We start from the raw sequence: 19519 nt of genomic DNA on the forward strand, positions 1-19519 counted from the left end.
CATGGGCCTGTGGCAGATCAACACCGACACCCTCGCCCGTAGCCGGTTCGTGCTCTCGCCGTTCGCCGAGACCTTCGCGAGCCTGAAACTGCTGCACGCGGGGACCGGTGCCCATCCGGGCGAAGAAGCCTGGCTGCGCGCCCACTTGCCCGGCTACCGCGCGCGTCTCACGGCCGACCCGGTGGCCGAATCGCTCGTGCGGGCGGCGATCGGCACGTCCTGGATCGCCGACTTCTTCTGCCCCACCTCGTGCGTCGGGGAGAGCTTCGAGGAGACCGTGGCCCGGGTACGGGCGGCCGGGCCCGGAGAGGCGCGCGCCAACCTCCGCGTGTCCCTCAAGGGCCCGCTCCCCGCCGCCCTGGAGCGGGACGACCTGCCCGAGCGGGCGACCGCGCTCCTGACGTACGTCTGGGAGGAGACCGTACGGCCGTACTGGCAGCGTCGGAGGCGCGTCCTGGAGGCCGACATGGTCGCGCGGACCGCGCGGGTGAGCCAGGGCGGCTGGGCGGCCGTGCTCGACTCGCTGAAGCCGGGCACGCGGTGGCTCGGCGAGAGCCGGTTCCAGGTCAACGTGAACGCGTATCCGCCCCGGGAGATCGCCGCCGGGGCCGAGCTGCTGTTCATGCCGGTCACGCCGAGGACCAGTTGGGTGTCGTGGGAGGGGCGGGAGCGGTACGCCGTCGTCTACCCGTGCCTCGGGGTACTCGCCGAGGACCACGACCGGCGGCCCGTCCCCGCCGGGCTCGGGGCACTCATCGGAACCGCGCGGGCCGGATTGCTGGCGCTGCTCACAACTCCCATGAGTACGACCCAACTGGTCGCCGTGACCGGGCAGGGACTGGGGTCGGTGGGCAGGCATCTGCGGGTACTGCTGCACGCGGGGCTGGTGGAGCGGCGGCGGGCCGGGCAGTCGGTGCTGTACGTGCGGACGGCGGCCGGGGATGTGCTGGTGGAGGCGTCGGGCGCGGACACCGGTGGCCGGGAGTCGGAAGCGGGGATCCACCCGTCTTGAGCCGGCGGCGTCTCGACACGACCGACGTCAGCCGGAGGGACCCTCCACGCGTGCGCCCAGAGCGGCGCCGTATCGGGAGTACTCCTTCGTGAGTTCGCCGAGTGTCGGGATGAGTTCGGCAGCGGCGGTGCCGAAGAACTCCTCGGATTCTGTGAACTCGGTGGTGCCGTCCGGCTGTGGGGCGAGCACGAACGAGTGCCTGCCGAGGATCGCGTCGAGCGATCCGCCCTCCCAGACCAGCCGGCAGGGGGCCTCCACCTCCACGATCCTCATCGTGACGGCCTGCTCAGCGGTGTCGCCGCGCGAGACGCGGCCCGGGATTTCCGCCCCGACCACAACCTGTTCGGGCCTCGCGTCGAGGGACAGAACCGGGTGCCACTGCGCGTATTGGTCGAACGCCAGGAGCACGCGCCACACGTCCTCCACCGAAGCGGAGATCCTGGTCACTGCGGTGACGACAGGGACGACAGGGACGACAGGGACGACAGGGGTATCAGGGGCGTCAGGGGTTTCCTTCACGGTCGGCTCCTTCCGGTGTCCTCGGTTGTCTCCGGTGTCCGTTCCGGCGTTCACGGCACCAGCACGATCCGGCCCCGCTGTCCGCCGCGGGCGAGCTGGGCATGGGCTTCGGCCGCCTCCGACAGGGGGTAGATCTGCGCCACGCGCGGCGTCAGCACGCCGACCTCGGCGAGCGCGGAGAGGTACGAGAGACGGGTCGCGTCGGGACCGGCGAAGGTGTTGCGTACGACCACGCCCCGCTCCGGCGTCGGCAGCACGTCGACCCGCACGCTCACGAAGATGCCGCCGTCACGGACAGCGGCCAGCGCGGGGGCGCCCAGGGCCGCCGCGTCGAGCACGCCGTCCACGCCCCCCGGCACCAACCGGCGTACCGCCCCGCTCAGTTCCTCGTCGCGCGACACGAACCAGGTGGCGCCACGATCGCGGAGGAACTCCTCGTCCTCGGGCCGCCCCTGCGCGACGATCCGCACGCCCCGCGTCCGGGCCAGCTCGACGGCGTAGCCGCCCACGGCACCGGCGGCGCCCGTGACGAGCAGGGTGTCGCGGGGGCGCAGCGGGAGGTGGTCCAGGGCCAGGGAGGCGGTCATCGCGTTGAGCGGGATCGTCGCCGCGAGCGTCAGGTCCATGCCTTCCGGGGCGGGGGCGAGGGAGTTGAGGTCGGTCACGAGGTATTCGGCCTGGGCCTTCGTGGGGCGCAGCACGGGGGCGTGGAACACGATCACCGGCGTTCCGACCTCGAGGAGGACACCCGGGCCGACCGCGTCGATCGTTCCGGCGGCGTCCAGACCCAGACCGATGTACTCGACCTCCAACGGCCCGAAGAACCCGCCCCACACAGCGGCGTCGGCGGGATTGAGCCCGGCGGCCTCGACCTTGACGCGGACCTCGAAGGGACCCGGTTCCGGCAGGGGGACCTCCAGGACCTCGACAGCCTCGGGTCCACCGATCTTCTTGACGACTGCTGCACGCATGATCTTCACTCTTCCCTTTGCAAATCCGAACGCTGTGTACGCTACGAACGCTAGGGGAGTTACGATCGATTCGTAAGTAGGCACTTTAAAGTTCGTTACACCCCTGCCGGGGTGGACGGTCGCCACGCCGAACGGGGCGTCCGTTGCCGCTACTGGTCGGTCTTCCGGGTGTCGTAGCGTGCTCGCGCCTCGTCGACCTCGTCGGTCTTGTCGGCGGCCCAGTCGCGCACCTGGGAAAGCAGGCCGTACAGGCCTTGCCCGAGCGGGGTCAGCTCGTAGTCGACGCGCACCGGCACGGTCGGGGTGGCCGTCCGTTTCACCATGCCGTCGCGCTCCAGCATGCGCAGGGTCTGGGTGAGCATCTTCTGGCTGACGCCGGGGATCTCCCGGCTGATGTGGCTGTATCGCATCGCGTCGCCGTAGGACCCGAGAGTGCACATCGTCAGGCTGACCCACCGGTTGCTGATCGTCGAGAGCAACGCCACCGCGGGACAGTCATGCATGTACGCCTCGTACGTGCCGGGCTCGATCTGGCGCGCCGACTTCGCTGTGGTGGTCATCCGCATCTCCCATCAGGGACGCTACGCACTGAACAGTGCCTACTTACGAATCGATCGTAACTCCCCTGGAGTTCGTGACGTTCGAATTCGCAAAGATCGTTGACTTCGAGGGCTGTGGCTGAGAGTGGCCACCCGTACGCAGCGTGTGGTGCAAATCGACAATGCAAGCACGCTTGCTTGTTTCTGTGGGCGCTGCCATGCTCCGGGACACACACCGTCGTGCCCCGAGGGGAGCGCCATCGTGTTCGACCCGTCGTCCCTGATCGACGATCTGCACCGGGAGAGCGAGGAACTCGACCTGCTGGTGGGGGAGTTGGCGGAGGGTGCCTGGGCCCTTCCGACGTCCGCCGCGGGGTGGAGCATCGCCCACCAGATCGCGCATCTCGCCTGGACCGACCGGGCGGCGCTGCTGGCCCTCACGGACGCGGAGGCGTTCGGGCGGGAGACCGAGAAGGCGTTCGCGGCGCCGGGCTCCTTCGTGGACGAGGGTGCGGAGGAGGGGGCGCGCACGGCGCCCGCGCGGTTGCTCGCCACCTGGCGTGCGGGGCGCTCGGAACTGGAGCGCGCGCTGCGCTCCGCGCCTCCCGGCGTGCGCATCCCTTGGTACGGCCCACCCATGTCCGCCGCCTCCATGACCACCGCCCGTCTCATGGAGACCTGGGCTCACGGACAGGACGTGGCCGACGCGTTGGGTGTGATGCGCACACCTACGGACCGGCTCCAGCATGTGGTGCGCATCGGTGTGCGGACGCGGAACTTCGCCTTCGGGGTACGAGGGCTCAGCGCGCCGAGTGAGGAGTTCCGCGTGGAACTCGTCGGCCCCTCGGGCGAGTTGTGGACGTACGGTCCAGAGGGCGCCGCCCAGCGTGTCACCGGCCCCGCGCTCGACTTCTGCCTGCTGGTCACCCAGCGGGCGAACCGCGCCGACCTCGCCGTACGGGCGGAAGGCCCCGACGCCGACAAGTGGCTGGACATCGCGCAGGCGTTCGCGGGGCCATCGGGGGCCGGGCGCGCGCCGAAGGGGGCCACGCGGTGACCATCTCGCCGCTCCGCATCGGCAACGCCTCCGGCTTCTACGGCGACCGCTTCGACGCCATGCGCGAGATGCTCACCGGCGGCCCGCTGGACGTCCTCACCGGCGACTACCTCGCCGAGCTGACCATGCTCATCCTGGGCCGGGACCGGCTGAAGGACCCCGGGCGCGGATACGCCAAGACCTTCCTCGGCCAGCTGGAGGAGTGCCTCGGCCTCGCGCACGAGCGCGGCGTACGCATCGTCGCGAACGCCGGCGGCCTCAACCCGGCCGGACTCGCCGACGCCGTACGGGAGTTGGCCGACAGGCTCGGCATCCCGGCGCGGGTCGCCCACGTCGAGGGCGACGAACTCGCCTCCAGGTACCCGAAGAGCCTCGCCGCGCACGCCTACCTCGGCGGCGCCGGGATCGCCGCGTGTCTGCGCGAGGGCGCGGACATCGTCGTCACCGGGCGGGTGACGGACGCGGCGCTGGTCACCGGCCCCGCCGTGGCCCACTTCGGCTGGGCCCCGGACGCGTACGACCGGCTCGCGGGCGCCGTGGTCGCCGGGCACGTCCTTGAGTGCGGCACCCAGGCCACCGGCGGCAACTACGCCTTCTTCGCCGAACACGACCTTGCTGTTCTCCGCCACCCCGGCTTCCCGCTCGCCGAACTCCACGAGGACGGCACGAGCGTCATCACCAAGCACGACGGCACCGGCGGCCTCGTCGACATCGGCACGGTCACCGCGCAGCTCCTGTACGAGACCTCGGGTGCCCGGTACGCGGGACCCGACGTCACCGCCCGGCTCGACACCGTCAGGCTGACCCAGGAGGGTCCCGACCGGGTACGGATCGACGGCGTACGCGGCGAGGCCCCGCCCCCGACCCTCAAGGTCGGCCTCAACCGGCTCGGCGGCTTCCGCAACGAGGTCGTGTTCGTGCTGACGGGGCTCGACATCGAGGCGAAGGCCGCGCTGGTCCAGGACCAGATGGAGACAGCGTTCGGCGCCGCCAAGTCCCGCCCGGCGGACGTCCGCTGGGACCTCGCCCGCACCGACCACCCCGACGCCCCCACCGAGGAGACCGCGAGCGCGCTGCTCCGGCTCGTCGTCCGGGACCCTGACAAGCACGCGGTGGGGCGGGCGTTCAGCGGCGCCGCGATTGAGCTCGCCCTCGCCAGCTACCCGGGATTCCATGTGATGGCGCCACCTGGAACGGGCGCGCCTTATGGGGTCTTCGAGGATGTGTACGTCCCACATGGCGCCGTGGACCATGTGGCTGTCCTCGAGGGCGGACGCCGTATCCCGCTGGCTCCGGCCGGCGACAGCCTCGTACTGGAGACCCTGGAAGCGCCGCCGCTGCCCGAGCCTCTGCCGACCGGCACGCCCACCCGGCGAGCGCCCCTGGGGCTGGTCGCGGGCGCCCGCAGCGGGGACAAGGGCGGGAACGCGAACGTCGGGGTGTGGGTGCGGACGGACGAAGCATGGCGATGGATCACCCATGAGCTGACAACTGACAGATTTCAGAGTCTGATATCTGAAAGTTGTCATCTGAAAGTTGTCCGTCACCTACTGCCCAACCTCCGCGCCCTCAACTTCGTAGTCGAAGGAATCCTCGGCGAAGGCGTCGCCTCGCAGGCCCGCTTCGACCCCCAGGCCAAGGCCCTCGGCGAATGGCTCCGCTCCCGCCACCTCGACATCCCGGAGACGCTCCTGTGACCGTCATCTCGTCGTCCCTGGACACCAGGAGCTCCGACTACACCGCCAACCGCGAAGCCATGCTCGCCAAGCTCACCGAGCTGGACGCCGAGCACGCCAAGGCGCTCGCGGGCGGCGGCGAGAAGTACGTCGCCCGGCACCGCAAACGCGGCAAGCTGCTCGCCCGGGAACGCATCGAACTGCTCCTGGACCCCGACACACCGTTCCTGGAGCTGTCGCCGCTCGCGGCCTGGGGGAGCGACTACGCGGTCGGTGCCTCGCTGGTCACCGGGATCGGTGTCGTGGAGGGCGTGGAGTGCCTGATCACGGCGAACGACCCGACCGTGCGGGGAGGAGCAAGCAACCCCTGGAGCCTGAAGAAGGCCCTGCGCGCCAATGACATCGCCCTCGCCAACCGGCTGCCCTGCATCAGTCTCGTCGAGTCGGGCGGGGCCGATCTGCCGTCCCAGAAGGAGATCTTCATCCCCGGGGGCGCGATCTTCCGCGACCTCACACGGCTGTCGGCGGCCGGAATCCCGACCGTGGCCGTCGTCTTCGGGAACTCGACGGCAGGGGGCGCGTACATCCCCGGCATGTCCGACCACGTGATCATGGTCAAGGAGCGGGCCAAGGTGTTCCTCGGCGGGCCGCCGCTGGTGAAGATGGCCACCGGGGAGGAGAGCGACGACGAGTCCCTGGGCGGCGCCGAGATGCACGCGCGCGTGTCGGGGCTCGCGGACTACTTCGCGGTCGACGAGCAGGACGCGATCCGGCAGACCCGGCGGGTGGTGGCCCGCCTCAACCACCGCAAGGCGTACGGCGATCCGGGCCCGGCCGCCCCACCGAAGTACGACGAGGACGAGCTCCTGGGGATCGTCCCGGGGGACCTCAGGCACCCCTTCGACCCCCGTGAGGTCGTCGCCCGCATCGTCGACGGTTCCGACTTCGACGAGTTCAAGCCCCTCTACGGAACGAGCCTCACCACCGGCTGGGCGACGCTCCACGGCTACCCCGTCGGCGTGCTGGCCAACGCCCAAGGAGTGCTCTTCAGCGCCGAGTCGCAGAAGGCGGCCCAGTTCATCCAGCTGGCCAACCAGCGCGACATCCCGCTCCTCTTCCTGCACAACACCACCGGCTACATGGTCGGCAAGGAGTACGAGCAGGGCGGCATCATCAAGCACGGCGCGATGATGATCAACGCGGTGAGCAACAGCCGCGTCCCGCATCTCTCCGTGCTGATGGGCGCCTCCTACGGAGCGGGCCATTACGGCATGTGCGGGCGCGCGTACGACCCGCGCTTCCTCTTCGCCTGGCCCAGCGCCAAGTCCGCCGTCATGGGCCCCCAGCAGCTCGCCGGCGTCCTATCGATCGTCGCCCGCCAGTCGGCCGCCGCCAAGGGGCAGCCCTACGACGATGACGCCGACGCCGCGCTGCGCGCCATGGTGGAGCAGCAGATCGAGTCCGAGTCCCTGCCGATGTTCCTGTCCGGGCGGCTGTACGACGACGGGGTCATCGACCCCCGCGACACCCGCACCGCGCTCGGCCTGTGCCTGTCCGCGATCCACACGGCGCCCTACGAGGGTGCGCGCGGTGGCTTCGGCATCTTCCGGATGTGAGAGCCGGCTCCCCTTTGCGGCTAAACCGCCGCTGCTCTCGCGGACCCGGTTGCTCGCCGTCGTGGTTCCTCAATTGATGGTTGCGGTGATCTAGTGGAAAGAGTGCGTTCCTCATGATCAGAACTCTTCTGGTGGCGAACCGGGGCGAGATCGTCTGCCGGGTTTTCCGCACCTGCGGCGAGTTGGGAATCCGAACCGTCGCCGTGCACTCGGACGCCGACGAGAACGCCCTCCACGCGCGCGTGGCCGACGCGGCGGTACGGCTGCCTGGCGCGGCTCCTTCGGAGACGTATCTGCGCGGCGACCTGATCGTGAAGGCGGCCCTGAGCGCCGGCGCGGACGCCGTGCACCCCGGGTACGGCTTCCTCTCCGAGAACGCCGACTTCGCGCGGGCCGTGATCGACGCGGGCCTCGTCTGGGTCGGTCCGCCGCCCGAGGCGATCGAGGCGATGGCCTCCAAGACGCGCGCCAAGAAGCTGATGGGGCTCGAGCCCCTGTCGACGGTGACCGCAGACGATCTCCCCGTGCTGGTGAAGGCGGCCGCGGGCGGCGGCGGGCGGGGCATGCGCGTCGTACGGGAACTCGCGGAACTCGACGCCGAGTTGACGGCCGCCCGCGCCGAGGCCCTCAGTGCCTTCGGCGACGGGGAGGTGTTCGTCGAGCCCTACGTGGAGGGCGGCCGGCATGTCGAGGTGCAGATCCTCGCCGACGCGCACGGCACGGTGTGGGCGCTCGGCACGCGCGACTGCTCGCTGCAGCGGCGGCACCAGAAGGTGATCGAGGAGGCGCCGGCACCCGGCCTTGTACCCGCGCTGGTGGCGGAGCTCCACGAGCTGGCCGTGCGCGCCGCACGCGCCGTCGACTACGTGGGCGCGGGCACCGTGGAGTTCCTGATCGCGGACGGCAAGGCGCACTTCCTGGAGATGAACACCCGCCTCCAGGTCGAACACCCCGTCACGGAAGCGGTCTTCGGCATCGACCTCGTGGCGCTCCAGCTCCAGGTCGCCGAGGGCGCCGTACTGGAAAATGACCCTCCACGCGCGCGTGGCCACGCGATCGAGGCCCGCCTGTACGCCGAGGACCCGGCCCGCGCGTGGGCCCCGCAGACCGGCACCCTGCACCGCCTCGCCGTCCCGGAGGGCGTGCGCCTGGACACCGGCTACACCGACGGCGACCCCATCGGCATCCACTACGACCCGATGCTCGCCAAGGCCGTCGCCCACGCCCCGACGCGCGCGGAAGCCCTCCGCAAACTGTCGGGCGCCCTGGAGAGGGCCGAGATCCACGGCCCGGTCACCAACAGGGACCTTCTCGTACGGTCCCTGCGGCACCCGGAGTTCACCGGCGCCCGCATGGACACCGGCTTCTACGAGCGGCACCTCGAGGAGCTCACCAGGGCGACCCCGGACCCGTACGCACCGCTCGCCGCGGCCCTCTCGGACGCGCACGGCCGCTCCCGCTTCGGCGGCGGCTGGCGCAACCTCCCCTCTCAGCCGCAGACCAAGCGCTACCTCATGGGCGGCACCGAGCACGAGGTCCACTACTGGCACACCCGCGAAGGCCTCACCGCCGAAGGCGTACGCGTCGTGCACGCCGACGCACGTCTCGTCGTACTCGAAATCGACGGTGTACGCCGCAAGTTCGAGATCAGCCGCTACGGCGACCAGCTCCACGTGGGCCCCACCGCCCTCACCGCCCTGCCCCGCTTCCCCGACCCCACCACCCAGCAGGCCCCCGGCTCCCTCCTGGCCCCCATGCCGGGAACCGTCGTCCGGGTCGCCGAGGGACTGACCACCGGAGCCGCCGTGACGGCCGGACAGCCCCTCGTCTGGCTGGAGGCGATGAAGATGGAGCACAAGATCTCAGCGCCGACGGAGGGCATCCTGAGCGCCCTCCACGCGGCCCCCGGCCAACAGGTGGAGGTCGGAACCCTTCTGGCGGTCGTTCAGCCGAACGAGCCCCTTTAGGGGCGCGGGGCTGCTCACATATGCGGCTTCGCCGCGTGGGCGCGACCAGCCACAACGAATCCGCACCCTTCAGGAGACCCCATGACCCCCGTCACCGAATCCGACGAGCACAAGGCACTCCGATCAGCCGTAGCCGCCCTGGGCACCCGCTACGGCCGCGACTACATCAACAAGGTCATCGCCGACGGCGCCCACCCGAACGAACTCTGGTCCGAGGCGGCCAAGCTCGGCTACCTCGGCGTCAACCTGCCGGAGGCATACGGCGGAGGAGGCGGCGGCATCTCGGAACTCTCCATCGTCCTGGAGGAGTTGGGGACCGCAGGCTGCCCCCTGCTGATGATGCTCGTGTCGCCCGCGATCTGCGGCACAGTGATCGCTCGCTTCGGCACGGACTCGCAGAAACAGGAGTGGCTCCCCGCCCTGGCGGACGGCACCCGCATCATGGCCTTCGGCATCACCGAACCCGACGCGGGCTCCAACTCGCACCGCATCACCACCACGGCCCGCCGCGACGGCGAGGAGTGGGTGCTGAGCGGCCGCAAGGTGTTCATCTCCGGAGTCGACATCGCCGACGCGACGCTCATCGTCGGACGTACGGAGGACGCGAGGACCGGCCGCCTCAAGCCCTGCCTGTTCATCGTCCCGCGCGACGCCGAAGGCTTCGGGCGGCGGCGGATCGACATGGAACTCCACGGCGCGGAGAAGCAGTTCGAGCTGACCCTCGACGACGTGCGGCTGCCCGCCGACGCGCTCGTCGGCGACGAGGACGCGGGTCTCCTCCAGCTCTTCGCCGGGCTCAACCCGGAGCGCGTCATGACGGCCGCGTTCGCGATCGGCATGGGCCGGTACGCCCTCTCCGTAGCGATCGGTTACGCCAAGGAGCGCACCGTCTGGAAGGACCCCATCGGCGCCCACCAGGCCATCGCGCACCCCCTCGCGCAGGCCCACATCGAGCTCGAACTCGCCCGCCTGATGATGCAGAAGGCGGCCCACCTGTACGACGCGGGGGATGACGCCGGGGCGGGCGAGGCCGCCAACATGGCCAAGTACGCGGCAGGCGAGGCCTGTGTGAAGGCCGTCGACCAGGCCGTGCAGACCCTCGGCGGCAACGGCCTGACGCGCGAGTTCGGCCTCGCCTCGCTGATCACGGCGTCGCGCGTGGCCCGTATCGCACCGGTCAGCAGGGAAATGATTCTCAACTACATCTCCCACCAGACCCTGGGCCTGCCCAAGTCGTACTGAGCCGTGCTAGGCAGTGCGCCAGACAGTGCGCCAGGTGGCGCGTCAGACAGTGCCCAGCCGCCCCAGCCGTGCCAGGAGGAACCGATGTTCCGCAGCGAGTACGCAGATGTTCCGGCCGTCGAGGTACCCATCCACGACGCGGTCCTCGGCCGCGCCGCCGAGTGGGGCGACACGCCCGCGCTCATCGACGGCGTCGACGGAACCACCCTCACCTACGGCCAACTCGACCTGTTCCACCGCCGGCTGGCCGCCGCGTTCGCCGAGGCGGGTGTCGGCAAGGGCGACGTACTGGCCCTGCACAGCCCGAACACCATCGCCTTCCCGACGGCGTTCTACGCGGCCACGCGCGCGGGTGCATCGGTCACCACCGTGCACCCGCTCGCCACAGCCGAGGAGTTCGCCAAGCAGCTCCGCGACAGCGCCGCCACCTGGATCGTGACCGTCTCGCCCCTCCTGGACGCGGCACGCCAGGCCGCCGAACTCGCGGGCGGCGTACGGGAGATCTTCGTCTGCGACAAGGCGCCGGGGCACCGGTCGCTGATGGACCTGCTCGGCACCACCGCGCCCGAACCGCAGGTCGACATCGACCCCGCGCAGGACGTCGCGGCCCTCCCGTACTCCTCCGGCACCACCGGCGTCCCCAAGGGCGTGATGCTGACCCACCGGTCCATCGCCACCAACCTCGCGCAGCTCTCGCCGCTCATGCCGACGGGCCCCGGCGACCGCATCCTCGCCGTGCTGCCCTTCTTCCACATATACGGGCTGACCGCCCTCATGAACGCGCCCCTCAGGCAGGGCGCCACCGTCGTCGTACTGCCCCGCTTCGACCTCGAGACCTTCCTCGCGGCCATCGAGAAACACCGCATCAACGCCCTGTACGTGGCCCCGCCGATCGTCCTCGCCCTCGCGAAGCACCCGGCCGTCGCGCAGTACGACCTGTCCTCCCTGGAATACATCATCTGCTCGGCGGCCCCCCTGGACGCCGCTCTGGCGGCCGCCTGTTCACGGCGGCTCGGCCTGCCGCCCATCGGCCAGGCGTACGGCATGACGGAACTGTCGCCCGGCACACACGTCGTGCCCCTCGGCACCGAGAACCCGCCCCCCGGGACCGTCGGCAAGCTCATCGCAGGCACGGAGATGCGCATCGTGTCCCTGGACGACCCCTCCAAGGACCTGGAAGTCGGTGAAGCGGGCGAGATCGCCATCCGCGGTCCCCAGGTCATGAAGGGCTACCTGGGACAGCCCGACGCCACCGCCGCGATGATCGACCCGGACGGCTGGCTGCACACCGGAGACGTCGGATACGTGGACGCCGACGGCTGGCTCTTCGTCGTCGACCGCGTCAAGGAACTCATCAAGTACAAGGGCTTCCAGGTCGCCCCCGCCGAACTCGAGGCCCTGCTGCTCACCCACCCCGGCATCGCCGACGCCGCCGTCATAGGCGTCTACAACGAGGACAAGAACGAGGTCCCGCACGCGTACGTGGTGCGCCAGCCGTCCGCGACCGACCTCTCCGAAGGAGAAGTCATGATGTACGTCGCCGAACGCGTCGCCCCGTACAAGCGGGTCCGCCACGTCACCTTCATCGACGATGTGCCGCGGGCGGTCTCCGGGAAGATCCTGCGCCGCCGGCTCCGGGAGCTCGCGTGACTCTTGTGCACACGGCGCACGACCGCGCCGTCACCACCCTCACCCTCGACTCGCCCGGCAACCGCAACGCCCTGTCGGCGGCGCTCGTGGGCGACCTGACGGACGCCCTCACCCGCTGCGGCAAGGACAGTGACGTACGCGCGGTCGTCCTCACCCACACCGGGAACACCTTCAGCGCGGGCGCCGATCTCCGCGACCCTCCCCCACTCTCGGCTTCGCTCGAGCGGGGGGACCCCCATCACCCGGACGCCCTCGTCGGGCTGCTCCGGCAGATCGTCGAACTGCCCAAGCCGGTGGTGGCCCGGGTGACCGGACACGTCCGGGCGGGCGGCCTCGGCCTGCTCGGCGCCTGCGACATCGCGGCCGCTTCCCTGGAATCCACCTTCGCCTTCACGGAGGTACGCATCGGAGTCGCCCCCGCCGTCATCTCGCTGCCCCTGCTGCCCCGTACCGACCCCCGCGCACTCGCCCGCTACTACCTCACCGGCGAACGCTTCGACGCCACCGAGGCGGTACGCACCGGGCTCCTGACGGCGGCGGGCGACGACGTCGACGTAACCCTTGAGCCCGTCCTCGACGGCCTGCGCAGGTCGTCCCCGCAAGGCCTCGCCGAGACGAAGTCGCTGCTCACGGCTAAGGTGCTGGAGGCCTTCGACCGGGACGCGGCCGAGCTGACCGCGCTCTCGGCCCGGCTGTTCTCCTCCGCGCAGGCCCGCGAGGGGATGACGGCCTTCCTCGAAAGACGGGATCCCGTATGGGTGGTGTGACCACGACGGACAGCGCGCCTGAGCGGGCGGGGGAAGCCGCCGCGCGTCCGGCGCACGTCCCCAAACAGGACCGCAGCCGGGCCACCCGGCAGCGGCTCCTGGCGGCCGCCGTGGCCTGCCTCGCCGAACACGGCTGGGCGGGCTCCACGGTCTCCGTCGTCGCCGAACGCGCCGGCGTCTCCCGGGGCGCCGCCCAGCACCACTTCCCGACCCGCGAGGACCTCTTCACGGCCGCCGTCGAATACGTCGCCGAGGAACGCTCCACAGCCCTGCGCGCCCTCTTCCCCCAGGGCGCCGCCGACCGCCGCGAGGTGGTGTCCGCCCTGGTCGACCTCTACACAGGACCCCTCTTCCGCGCCGCCCTCCACCTCTGGGTCGCCGCCTCCAACGAGGAGCAACTCCGGCCCAGGGTCACGGAACTGGAAGCCCGAGTCGGCCGCGAGACCCACCGCATAGCGGTGGAACTGCTGGCCGCCGACGAGTCCCGCCCGGGGGTACGGGAGACCGTCCAAGGGCTCCTCGACATGGCCCGGGGCCTCGGTCTCGCCAACCTGCTCACGGACGACGGGGGACGGCGGGAGCGGGTGGTGACCCAGTGGGCCGTACTGCTGGACGAGGCGCTGGGGACCGGGTTCAGGGACTGAGCGGGACCAGGGGCTGAGCGGCTTCAGGGACTGAGCCGCTCCACCGTCCAGCTGCCGTCCGCCCCCGCCACGTACCGCAGCCGGTCGTGCAGCCGGTTCTCGCGGCCCTGCCAGAACTCCACCGTCTGCGGGGCGACACGGAAACCGCCCCAGTCAGGGGGGACCGGAACCTGCTCGCCCTCCGGGTAGCGGGCGCTCAACTCGGCGTACGAGGCGTCCAGTTCGGCGCGGGAGCGGATCACCGTGGACTGGGCGCTGGCCCAGGCGCCGAGCTGGGAGCCGTGCGGCCGGGTGCGGAAGTACGCGGCGGTCTCGTCGCGCCCGGTGCGCCGTGCCGTGCCCGTGACGATGACCTGGCGGGCCATGGGGTGCCAGGGGAAGAGCAGCGAGACGTACGGGTTGGCGGCCAGGTCGCGGGCCTTGCGGGAGCCGTAGTTGGTGTAGAAGACGAAGCCCTGCTCGTCGTACTGCTTCAGCAGCACCGTGCGCGAGCTGGGCCGGCCCTCGGAGTCCGCCGTGGCGACGACCATGGCGTTGGGCTCGTACACCACGCCCTGTGCCGCGGCCTGCGCGGCCTGACCGAACCAGCGCGCGAACTGTTCCATGGGGTGGGCGGCCAGCTCGGTCTCGGCGAGTCCCTCGGCCCGGTAGTGCTCGCGCATCGCGGCGGGGTCGAGGGCGGGGTCGAGGGCGGGATCACGATCATTCACATCGTCATCCTGCCGTACGGGCGCCCGGCGCCGTGGGGGTGTGCTTCATCACTGAAGGGCACTTTCGTGGCACTGAGTGCCGCACACTCTCCCCAAAGGTGGCACTCAGGGATATCGTGCTGGTGCCGAAACGGTTGCGCGACCGACCGGACGGGGCATCACCGGGGTGACGTACCGGACCGCGAGTCCATGAGGAGACCGCGGAACCGGACGTGCACCCCCGCCACGCGCATATGGTCACGAGAACCACCGAACCCCCCACAAATCATCTGTCGCACGCATCATGAGGAGCCGCCTGATGTCCGACTTCGTACCCGGACTCGAAGGAGTCGTCGCTTTCGAGACGGAGATCGCCGAACCGGACAAGGAGGGCGGCGCCCTCCGGTACCGGGGCGTCGACATCGAGGACCTGGTCGGCCACGTCTCCTTCGGAAACGTCTGGGGACTGCTCGTCGACGGGGCCTTCAACCCAGGTTTGCCGCCCGCCGAGCCCTTCCCGATCCCCGTCCACTCCGGCGACATCCGCGTCGACGTCCAGTCCGCGCTGGCGATGCTGGCCCCCGTGTGGGGCCTCAAGCCCCTCCTCGACATCGACGAGCAGCAGGCCCGCGAGGACCTCGCCCGCGCCGCCGTCATGGCCCTGTCGTACGTCGCCCAGTCCGCCCGCGGCCAGGGCAACGCCATGGTCCCGCAGCGCGAGATCGACAAGGCGCAGTCCGTCGTCGAGCGCTTCATGATCCGCTGGCGCGGCGAGCCCGATCCCAAGCACGTCGCCGCGGTCGACGCCTACTGGACGTCCGCCGCCGAACACGGCATGAACGCCTCCACCTTCACCGCCCGCGTCATCGCCTCCACCGGCGCCGACGTGGCGGCGGCCCTCTCCGGAGCCGTGGGCGCCATGTCGGGACCGCTGCACGGCGGCGCCCCCTCCCGCGTCCTCGGCATGATCGAGGAGATCGAACGCACCGGCGACGCCGACGCGTACGTCAAGCAGGCCCTCGACAAGGGCGAACGCCTCATGGGCTTCGGCCACCGCGTCTACCGCGCCGAGGACCCACGCGCGCGCGTGCTCCGCCGCACCGCCCGCGAACTCGGCGCCCCCCGCTTCGAGATCGCCGAAGCCCTGGAGAAGGCCGCCCTCGCCGAACTCCACGCCCGCCGCCCGGACCGCATCCTCGCGACGAACGTCGAGTTCTGGGCCGCCATCGTCCTCGACTTCGCCGAGGTCCCGGCACACATGTTCACCTCGATGTTCACCTGCGCCCGCACCGCAGGCTGGTCCGCGCACATTCTTGAGCAGAAGCGCACGGGACGGCTCGTACGCCCCTCCGCGCGCTACGTCGGCCCCAGCACACGCGGCCCACAGGAAATCGCGGGCTACGAGGACATCACGCACTGACCGCACCCCTTGGAACGCAGACGACCCGCGAGCTCTGGTCCCTCCGCCTCTCGGCGAAGGAGCCGGCCGGACGTACCGGCGAGCCCGCGGGTCGGGTGACTGCGTGGAATTTCGGCCGGCTGCACGCTGATCTCGCGTGCTGGTCCGGCACCGCACTACGTGTGGTGACGGGCTACTAGCCCGCAGCCACCTCGCTCGTCCGGGATTCATACATCTGCCGGATCACCTCCTATCCCTAGCGTGCGGCCCACCTTAGGAACCGATCGAACGCAGCTCAACCGGTTTTTCGAAAAGGTTGTGGCGCGAGCTCTGGCCGGGTGGAGTAACCGTATCCGTCGCCCCGCTGCACGAGCCGTAGGTTCCAGTGGGAGACGTTGAAGCGGCCCGCTGGTGTTGTGAGGCTGTGCTGCCCCCTGGCTCGTACGGAGATACGCCCTGTCCATGTGCCTGTCCATTTGCCGGAGGGCACGGTGGCACGTACGAGATCTCCAGTGACATACCCGAAGTGCTGCTTCACCCGGGCCCGCCGGAGGCGAGGGAACCCGAACCGGTCTGGAGTGGTGCGGGCGTATGAGCCGCGCCCGGTGGCTTTGGCGACGAGGACCAGTTCCGGCAGCCGGACGATGGCGTCGCCGTCCTCGTGATTCAGGCGTCCGACCGACAGGGCGTCCACGGTGTGAGTCTTGTTGAGCCCCATAGCCGTGCGGTTCCACTTGGTGCGGCTGCCCGACCATGTGTGGACTGGTCTACCTAGGGTTTCCAGTGCCGCTGTGAGCCGCCATCGGGTCGCGTTCATGACTGCGGCGTCATGGAGTGGCGTCCTGACCTGCTGCAGGATCTTCGCGAGGCGATCGGGCCGGTCGGCCAGGAAGACGTCGACGGGCGTGCTGCCTTTGGCCTGGTTGCAGGGGACGCAAGCGAGGACAAGGTTCGAGACGCGGTTGGAGCCGCCACGGCTCCGGGGCCGGAGGTGGTCAATGTTCAGCGGTACGCCGGTGGCGTCGCAGTAGGCGCAGGCTCGGTTCCACTTGGCGTGGAGGTAGGCGCGGGCTTCGGTTCCGGCGAGCGTGCCCTGTTGGTACTCGGCTCCGGTGAGGGGTCTGCCTGTGATCATGGAGTGGGTGTCGAAGGCGACGCGTTCTATGTGGATCTCGGTGACGGGTGCGTATCTGCACAAGCGGGTGGCCAGGGAGACAGTGGTGTCGACGCGATGGCGCAGCGAGGGCGGAAGCCAGCCTGCTGGGCGAGTGCGGTTGTCTGAACGGGGCTGTCGGTAGCGGCAGTTGGCCGACCGTCTCCTGTTTCGGTATCCGGCGCGCTGCTGCATGCACATGTGGATCTGGTCGCCCCGGTGCTGGAGTTCGATGGAGACCAGTCCGCGCCTGACGGTGGCAGTGACACCGCACTCGTCGGTCTCTTTCTTCTCGTCGGTGAGGGCGAGACCCGTTCCCTTGGAGCCGGGGTCGATGCGTAACTGCACGCCGTCGACTTCCGATTCGGCGAGCGTGCGGTCTCTCAGCCGGATGGTGAAGGGGACCTGTCGTGCGACCACGGCCCGCCCCTTGCGGAGGAGTTCGCGTGCGCGGGCGGGGTGACAGGGCATCAGGGGCTGTCCTTCCTTGGACAGGACGAAGACTCTGCTCGCGCCGATGCCGCCCACATAGCCGCGCTCGTGTGGGGGAACGTCACCGTTCCCGTTCGCTGCCGTTTCCGCTCCCGAAGGGGCGGTTTCAGCGTGACGCCGACGGGTTCTGGTGCCGTGCCCGTCGGTCTCCCCTCGCCCATGTTCCCTGTCGGTGCCCCGTGCGATGGCGGGGTGTCCGTGAGCCGTTTCGTCCCTGCTCCCAGGGGTGTCTGCTCCCACGGATTCCAGAGCCTGGCGCTGAGGAAGCACGCCAGGGTGAGTCTGCTCGCCTGCAGGAAACGTAGTCATCGAGGGCACCTCGCTGATCTTGCGGATCGTGATGACTTGGGCTGGTCACTCGGCCTGTCCACCATGTAGACAGGCTTCGGCCTGCGACCGAGGAGCGAGTGACCTCCTTTCGCGCGTGCATCAACGACGCTAGCGATCAAGCGCCCGCAGGGAGCCGAATGCCCCCGAAAGCGCCCATCCGTGCGAACAACGCCAATTCCCCGAACGCGCAACCGATCTTGCTGCTATCCAGACCACTCGAGCACCCGCAGCTCATGGGGCGCGTGGGACGGAAATCCGGCGTACAACGATTTCGTCCAATCTTTGGGGAACCAGGTGTGGGCTGGGTCACGTTCGAGTTGAATGATGGTGAGTGAGCGAACTGTCACGCCGTACGTGCGGACGCAGCCTGCAGGGGGTTCAGGTGAGTGCTTCCCGGCGTAGTGGGACTACCGATGAGCTGGGGCCGGACGAGCCCGACCGGGATGGTTCGGATCTTCTTGCCGCGCTCCTCGACGGGATGGACGCGGCCTTGTGCGCCTTTGACGCCGATGGGGTCGTGACGCACTGGAACCGTGAGGCCGAGCGGATTCTCGGGTGGACGGCCGCCGAGGCCGTGGGGCGGCAGGGGTTCGCCGGGTGGGCCGTGCGGACCGCCGACGCCGAGGAGGTCGAGGGTCGGCTGCTGTCCGCCATGGAGGCTCCCGGGCGGCAGGTGAACGAGTTCGCCCTCCTCACCAAGGACGGCGGGCGAGTCCTCGTACGGACCCAGTCGGCCGCGGTGCGCGGCCCCGACGGGAAGCCCGCCGGGGTGTACTGCGCCTTCAGCGAGGTGCACGCGCAGATCGATCTGGAGCGGTCCATCGCCCTGAGCGAGGCGCTGTTCGAGGACGCCAGCTGGGGTGTCGTGCTGGTGGACGCCGATCTGCGGCCGGCCGTGGTCAACGCCCATGCGGCGCGGGCGCTGGGGATCGGGCGTACGGCGGTGCTCGGCCGGCCGCTGGGGGAGTTGCTCTCCCAGGGCGTCGAGGAACTGGAGAGCGCGCTGACACATGTGCTGGCCGAGGGTGCGCCGCCCGCTCCCGCCGAGATGTGGGTGAGCGTGCGGACGCCGGAGGGTGAGACGCGCAGGTGCTGGCGCAGCGGGTTCCTGCGGCTCTCCTCGCCGCTCACGGAGGAGCCCGTACCGCTGGGTGTGGGGTGGCTCTTCCAGGATGTGACGGGGGCCAAGCAGACCGAGCAGGAGGCGGCGCTGCTGCGGTTCCGGGCCAACCAGCTGCACCGGGCGGCGCGGGCCGCGGCCGAGTGCGAGGACCCGGGCGAGGCGGCCACCGTACATCTGGACTTCTCGCTCGCCGGGTTCGCCGATCACGCGCTGATCGACCGGGTGGCGGGGGGTTCGGTGGTCGACGGTGACACTCCGGTGCGGCTCGTACGGGCCGCGGCCACGCCCTCCGGGGCGCCGGGGCCGAGCATGCCGACCGGGAAGGCCGGGCTGCCGGTGCGGTACGTGGACGGGCATCCGGCGCTGCAGTGCGTGGAGCGGGGCGGGGCCGTGCGGGCGAGCGCGAGGGAGACCGACCCGGCGCGCGCGCGTGAGTGGGCTGTTGCACGGCAGTGGCCGCCGGACTCGGTGCACGCGCTGTGCGCGGTACTGCGCAGCCGGGGGCGGACGCTGGGCGTGGTGACGTTCCTGCGGGGGGCGGGGCGCAGCCAGTTCGAGCGTACGGATGCGACGTACGCGGAGGATGTGGCCGTACGGATCGCCATGGCGCTGGATCTGGAGGATCTGCAGGGACTGGCGGGCCTGCCGGGGCGCCCCTGAGGGTGCCCCCGCC

General features: G+C 70.4%; 16 protein-coding genes. 11 read left to right on the forward strand and 5 right to left on the reverse strand.

Annotated elements, in window-relative coordinates; translation table 11 throughout:
- The first annotated feature begins 1 nt into the window (after position 1).
- Positions 2-1012: a helix-turn-helix transcriptional regulator gene (locus tag OG246_RS11630; RefSeq protein ID WP_266459689.1), complete on the forward strand. Its 1011-nt coding sequence runs from the start codon at positions 2-4 to the stop codon at positions 1010-1012.
- 27 nt (positions 1013-1039) lie between these two features.
- Here OG246_RS11630 and OG246_RS11635 read toward each other — a convergent pair whose 3' ends face one another.
- The 3 genes from OG246_RS11635 to OG246_RS11645 all read right to left on the reverse strand — a co-directional run bounded on the left by OG246_RS11635 (position 1040) and on the right by OG246_RS11645 (position 3062).
- A complete protein-coding gene (locus tag OG246_RS11635) occupies positions 1040-1531 on the reverse strand; it encodes an SRPBCC domain-containing protein (protein ID WP_266459692.1) in 492 nt (163 codons plus the stop codon).
- A gap of 50 nt (positions 1532-1581) precedes the next feature.
- Positions 1582-2502, reverse strand: a complete 921-nt coding sequence (locus tag OG246_RS11640) for an NADP-dependent oxidoreductase (RefSeq protein ID WP_266459695.1) — start codon at positions 2500-2502, stop codon at positions 1582-1584.
- 149 nt (positions 2503-2651) lie between these two features.
- Positions 2652-3062, reverse strand: a complete 411-nt coding sequence (locus tag OG246_RS11645; protein WP_266459698.1) for a helix-turn-helix domain-containing protein — start codon at positions 3060-3062, stop codon at positions 2652-2654.
- 241 nt (positions 3063-3303) lie between these two features.
- On the opposite strand from OG246_RS11645, the gene OG246_RS11650 reads away from it, so the two are divergent.
- The 8 genes from OG246_RS11650 (at position 3304) to OG246_RS11685 (ending at position 13660) form a co-directional block, all read left to right on the forward strand.
- Positions 3304-4098, forward strand: coding sequence for a TIGR03084 family metal-binding protein (locus OG246_RS11650; RefSeq protein WP_266459701.1), 795 nt, complete (start codon positions 3304-3306; stop codon positions 4096-4098).
- 2 nt (positions 4099-4100) lie between these two features.
- Positions 4101-5795: an acyclic terpene utilization AtuA family protein gene (locus OG246_RS11655; protein ID WP_266464118.1), complete on the forward strand. Its 1695-nt coding sequence runs from the start codon at positions 4101-4103 to the stop codon at positions 5793-5795.
- A complete protein-coding gene (locus OG246_RS11660; protein WP_266459703.1) occupies positions 5792-7390 on the forward strand; it encodes an acyl-CoA carboxylase subunit beta in 1599 nt (532 codons plus the stop codon). Before OG246_RS11655 ends, OG246_RS11660 begins: the two co-directional genes overlap by 4 nt.
- Positions 7391-7503: 113 nt before the next feature.
- The gene (locus OG246_RS11665; protein WP_266459706.1) at positions 7504-9357 is read left to right on the forward strand and encodes a biotin carboxylase N-terminal domain-containing protein; all 1854 of its coding nucleotides are present in this window, start codon (positions 7504-7506) and stop codon (positions 9355-9357) included.
- A gap of 81 nt (positions 9358-9438) precedes the next feature.
- Complete coding sequence (locus OG246_RS11670; RefSeq protein WP_266459708.1) at positions 9439-10599, forward strand: acyl-CoA dehydrogenase family protein; 1161 nt, start codon at positions 9439-9441, stop codon at positions 10597-10599.
- 84 nt (positions 10600-10683) lie between these two features.
- Positions 10684-12249, forward strand: coding sequence for a 4-coumarate--CoA ligase family protein (locus OG246_RS11675; RefSeq protein WP_266459710.1), 1566 nt, complete (start codon positions 10684-10686; stop codon positions 12247-12249).
- Positions 12246-13016: an enoyl-CoA hydratase family protein gene (locus OG246_RS11680; protein WP_266459713.1), complete on the forward strand. Its 771-nt coding sequence runs from the start codon at positions 12246-12248 to the stop codon at positions 13014-13016. The genes OG246_RS11675 and OG246_RS11680 overlap by 4 nt, the downstream gene beginning before the upstream one ends.
- Positions 13004-13660 carry a TetR/AcrR family transcriptional regulator gene (locus OG246_RS11685; protein WP_266459716.1) on the forward strand — a complete coding sequence of 219 codons (657 nt, stop codon included), beginning with the start codon at positions 13004-13006 and terminating at the stop codon, positions 13658-13660. Before OG246_RS11680 ends, OG246_RS11685 begins: the two co-directional genes overlap by 13 nt.
- A gap of 23 nt (positions 13661-13683) precedes the next feature.
- Here OG246_RS11685 and pdxH read toward each other — a convergent pair whose 3' ends face one another.
- Positions 13684-14370: a pyridoxamine 5'-phosphate oxidase gene (gene pdxH, locus OG246_RS11690; protein WP_266459719.1), complete on the reverse strand. Its 687-nt coding sequence runs from the start codon at positions 14368-14370 to the stop codon at positions 13684-13686.
- A gap of 298 nt (positions 14371-14668) precedes the next feature.
- Between pdxH and OG246_RS11695 the strand changes: the two genes are divergently transcribed.
- On the forward strand, positions 14669-15769 hold the full coding sequence (locus OG246_RS11695) for a citrate synthase 2 (RefSeq protein ID WP_266459720.1): 1101 nt from the start codon (positions 14669-14671) through the stop codon (positions 15767-15769).
- 274 nt (positions 15770-16043) lie between these two features.
- Here the strand turns inward: OG246_RS11695 and iscB are convergent, their stop codons facing one another.
- Complete coding sequence (gene iscB, locus OG246_RS11700; protein WP_266459723.1) at positions 16044-17429, reverse strand: RNA-guided endonuclease IscB; 1386 nt, start codon at positions 17427-17429, stop codon at positions 16044-16046.
- Positions 17430-18105: 676 nt separating this feature from the next.
- Here iscB and OG246_RS11705 point away from each other — a divergent pair.
- Positions 18106-19506 (forward strand): PAS domain-containing protein, encoded by a 1401-nt coding sequence (locus OG246_RS11705; protein WP_266459726.1) that lies wholly within the window; start codon positions 18106-18108, stop codon positions 19504-19506.
- The last annotated feature ends 13 nt before the right edge of the window (positions 19507-19519 follow it).

This window comes from Streptomyces sp. NBC_00620 (assembly GCF_026341825.1).
Lineage (GTDB): Bacteria > Actinomycetota > Actinomycetes > Streptomycetales > Streptomycetaceae > Streptomyces.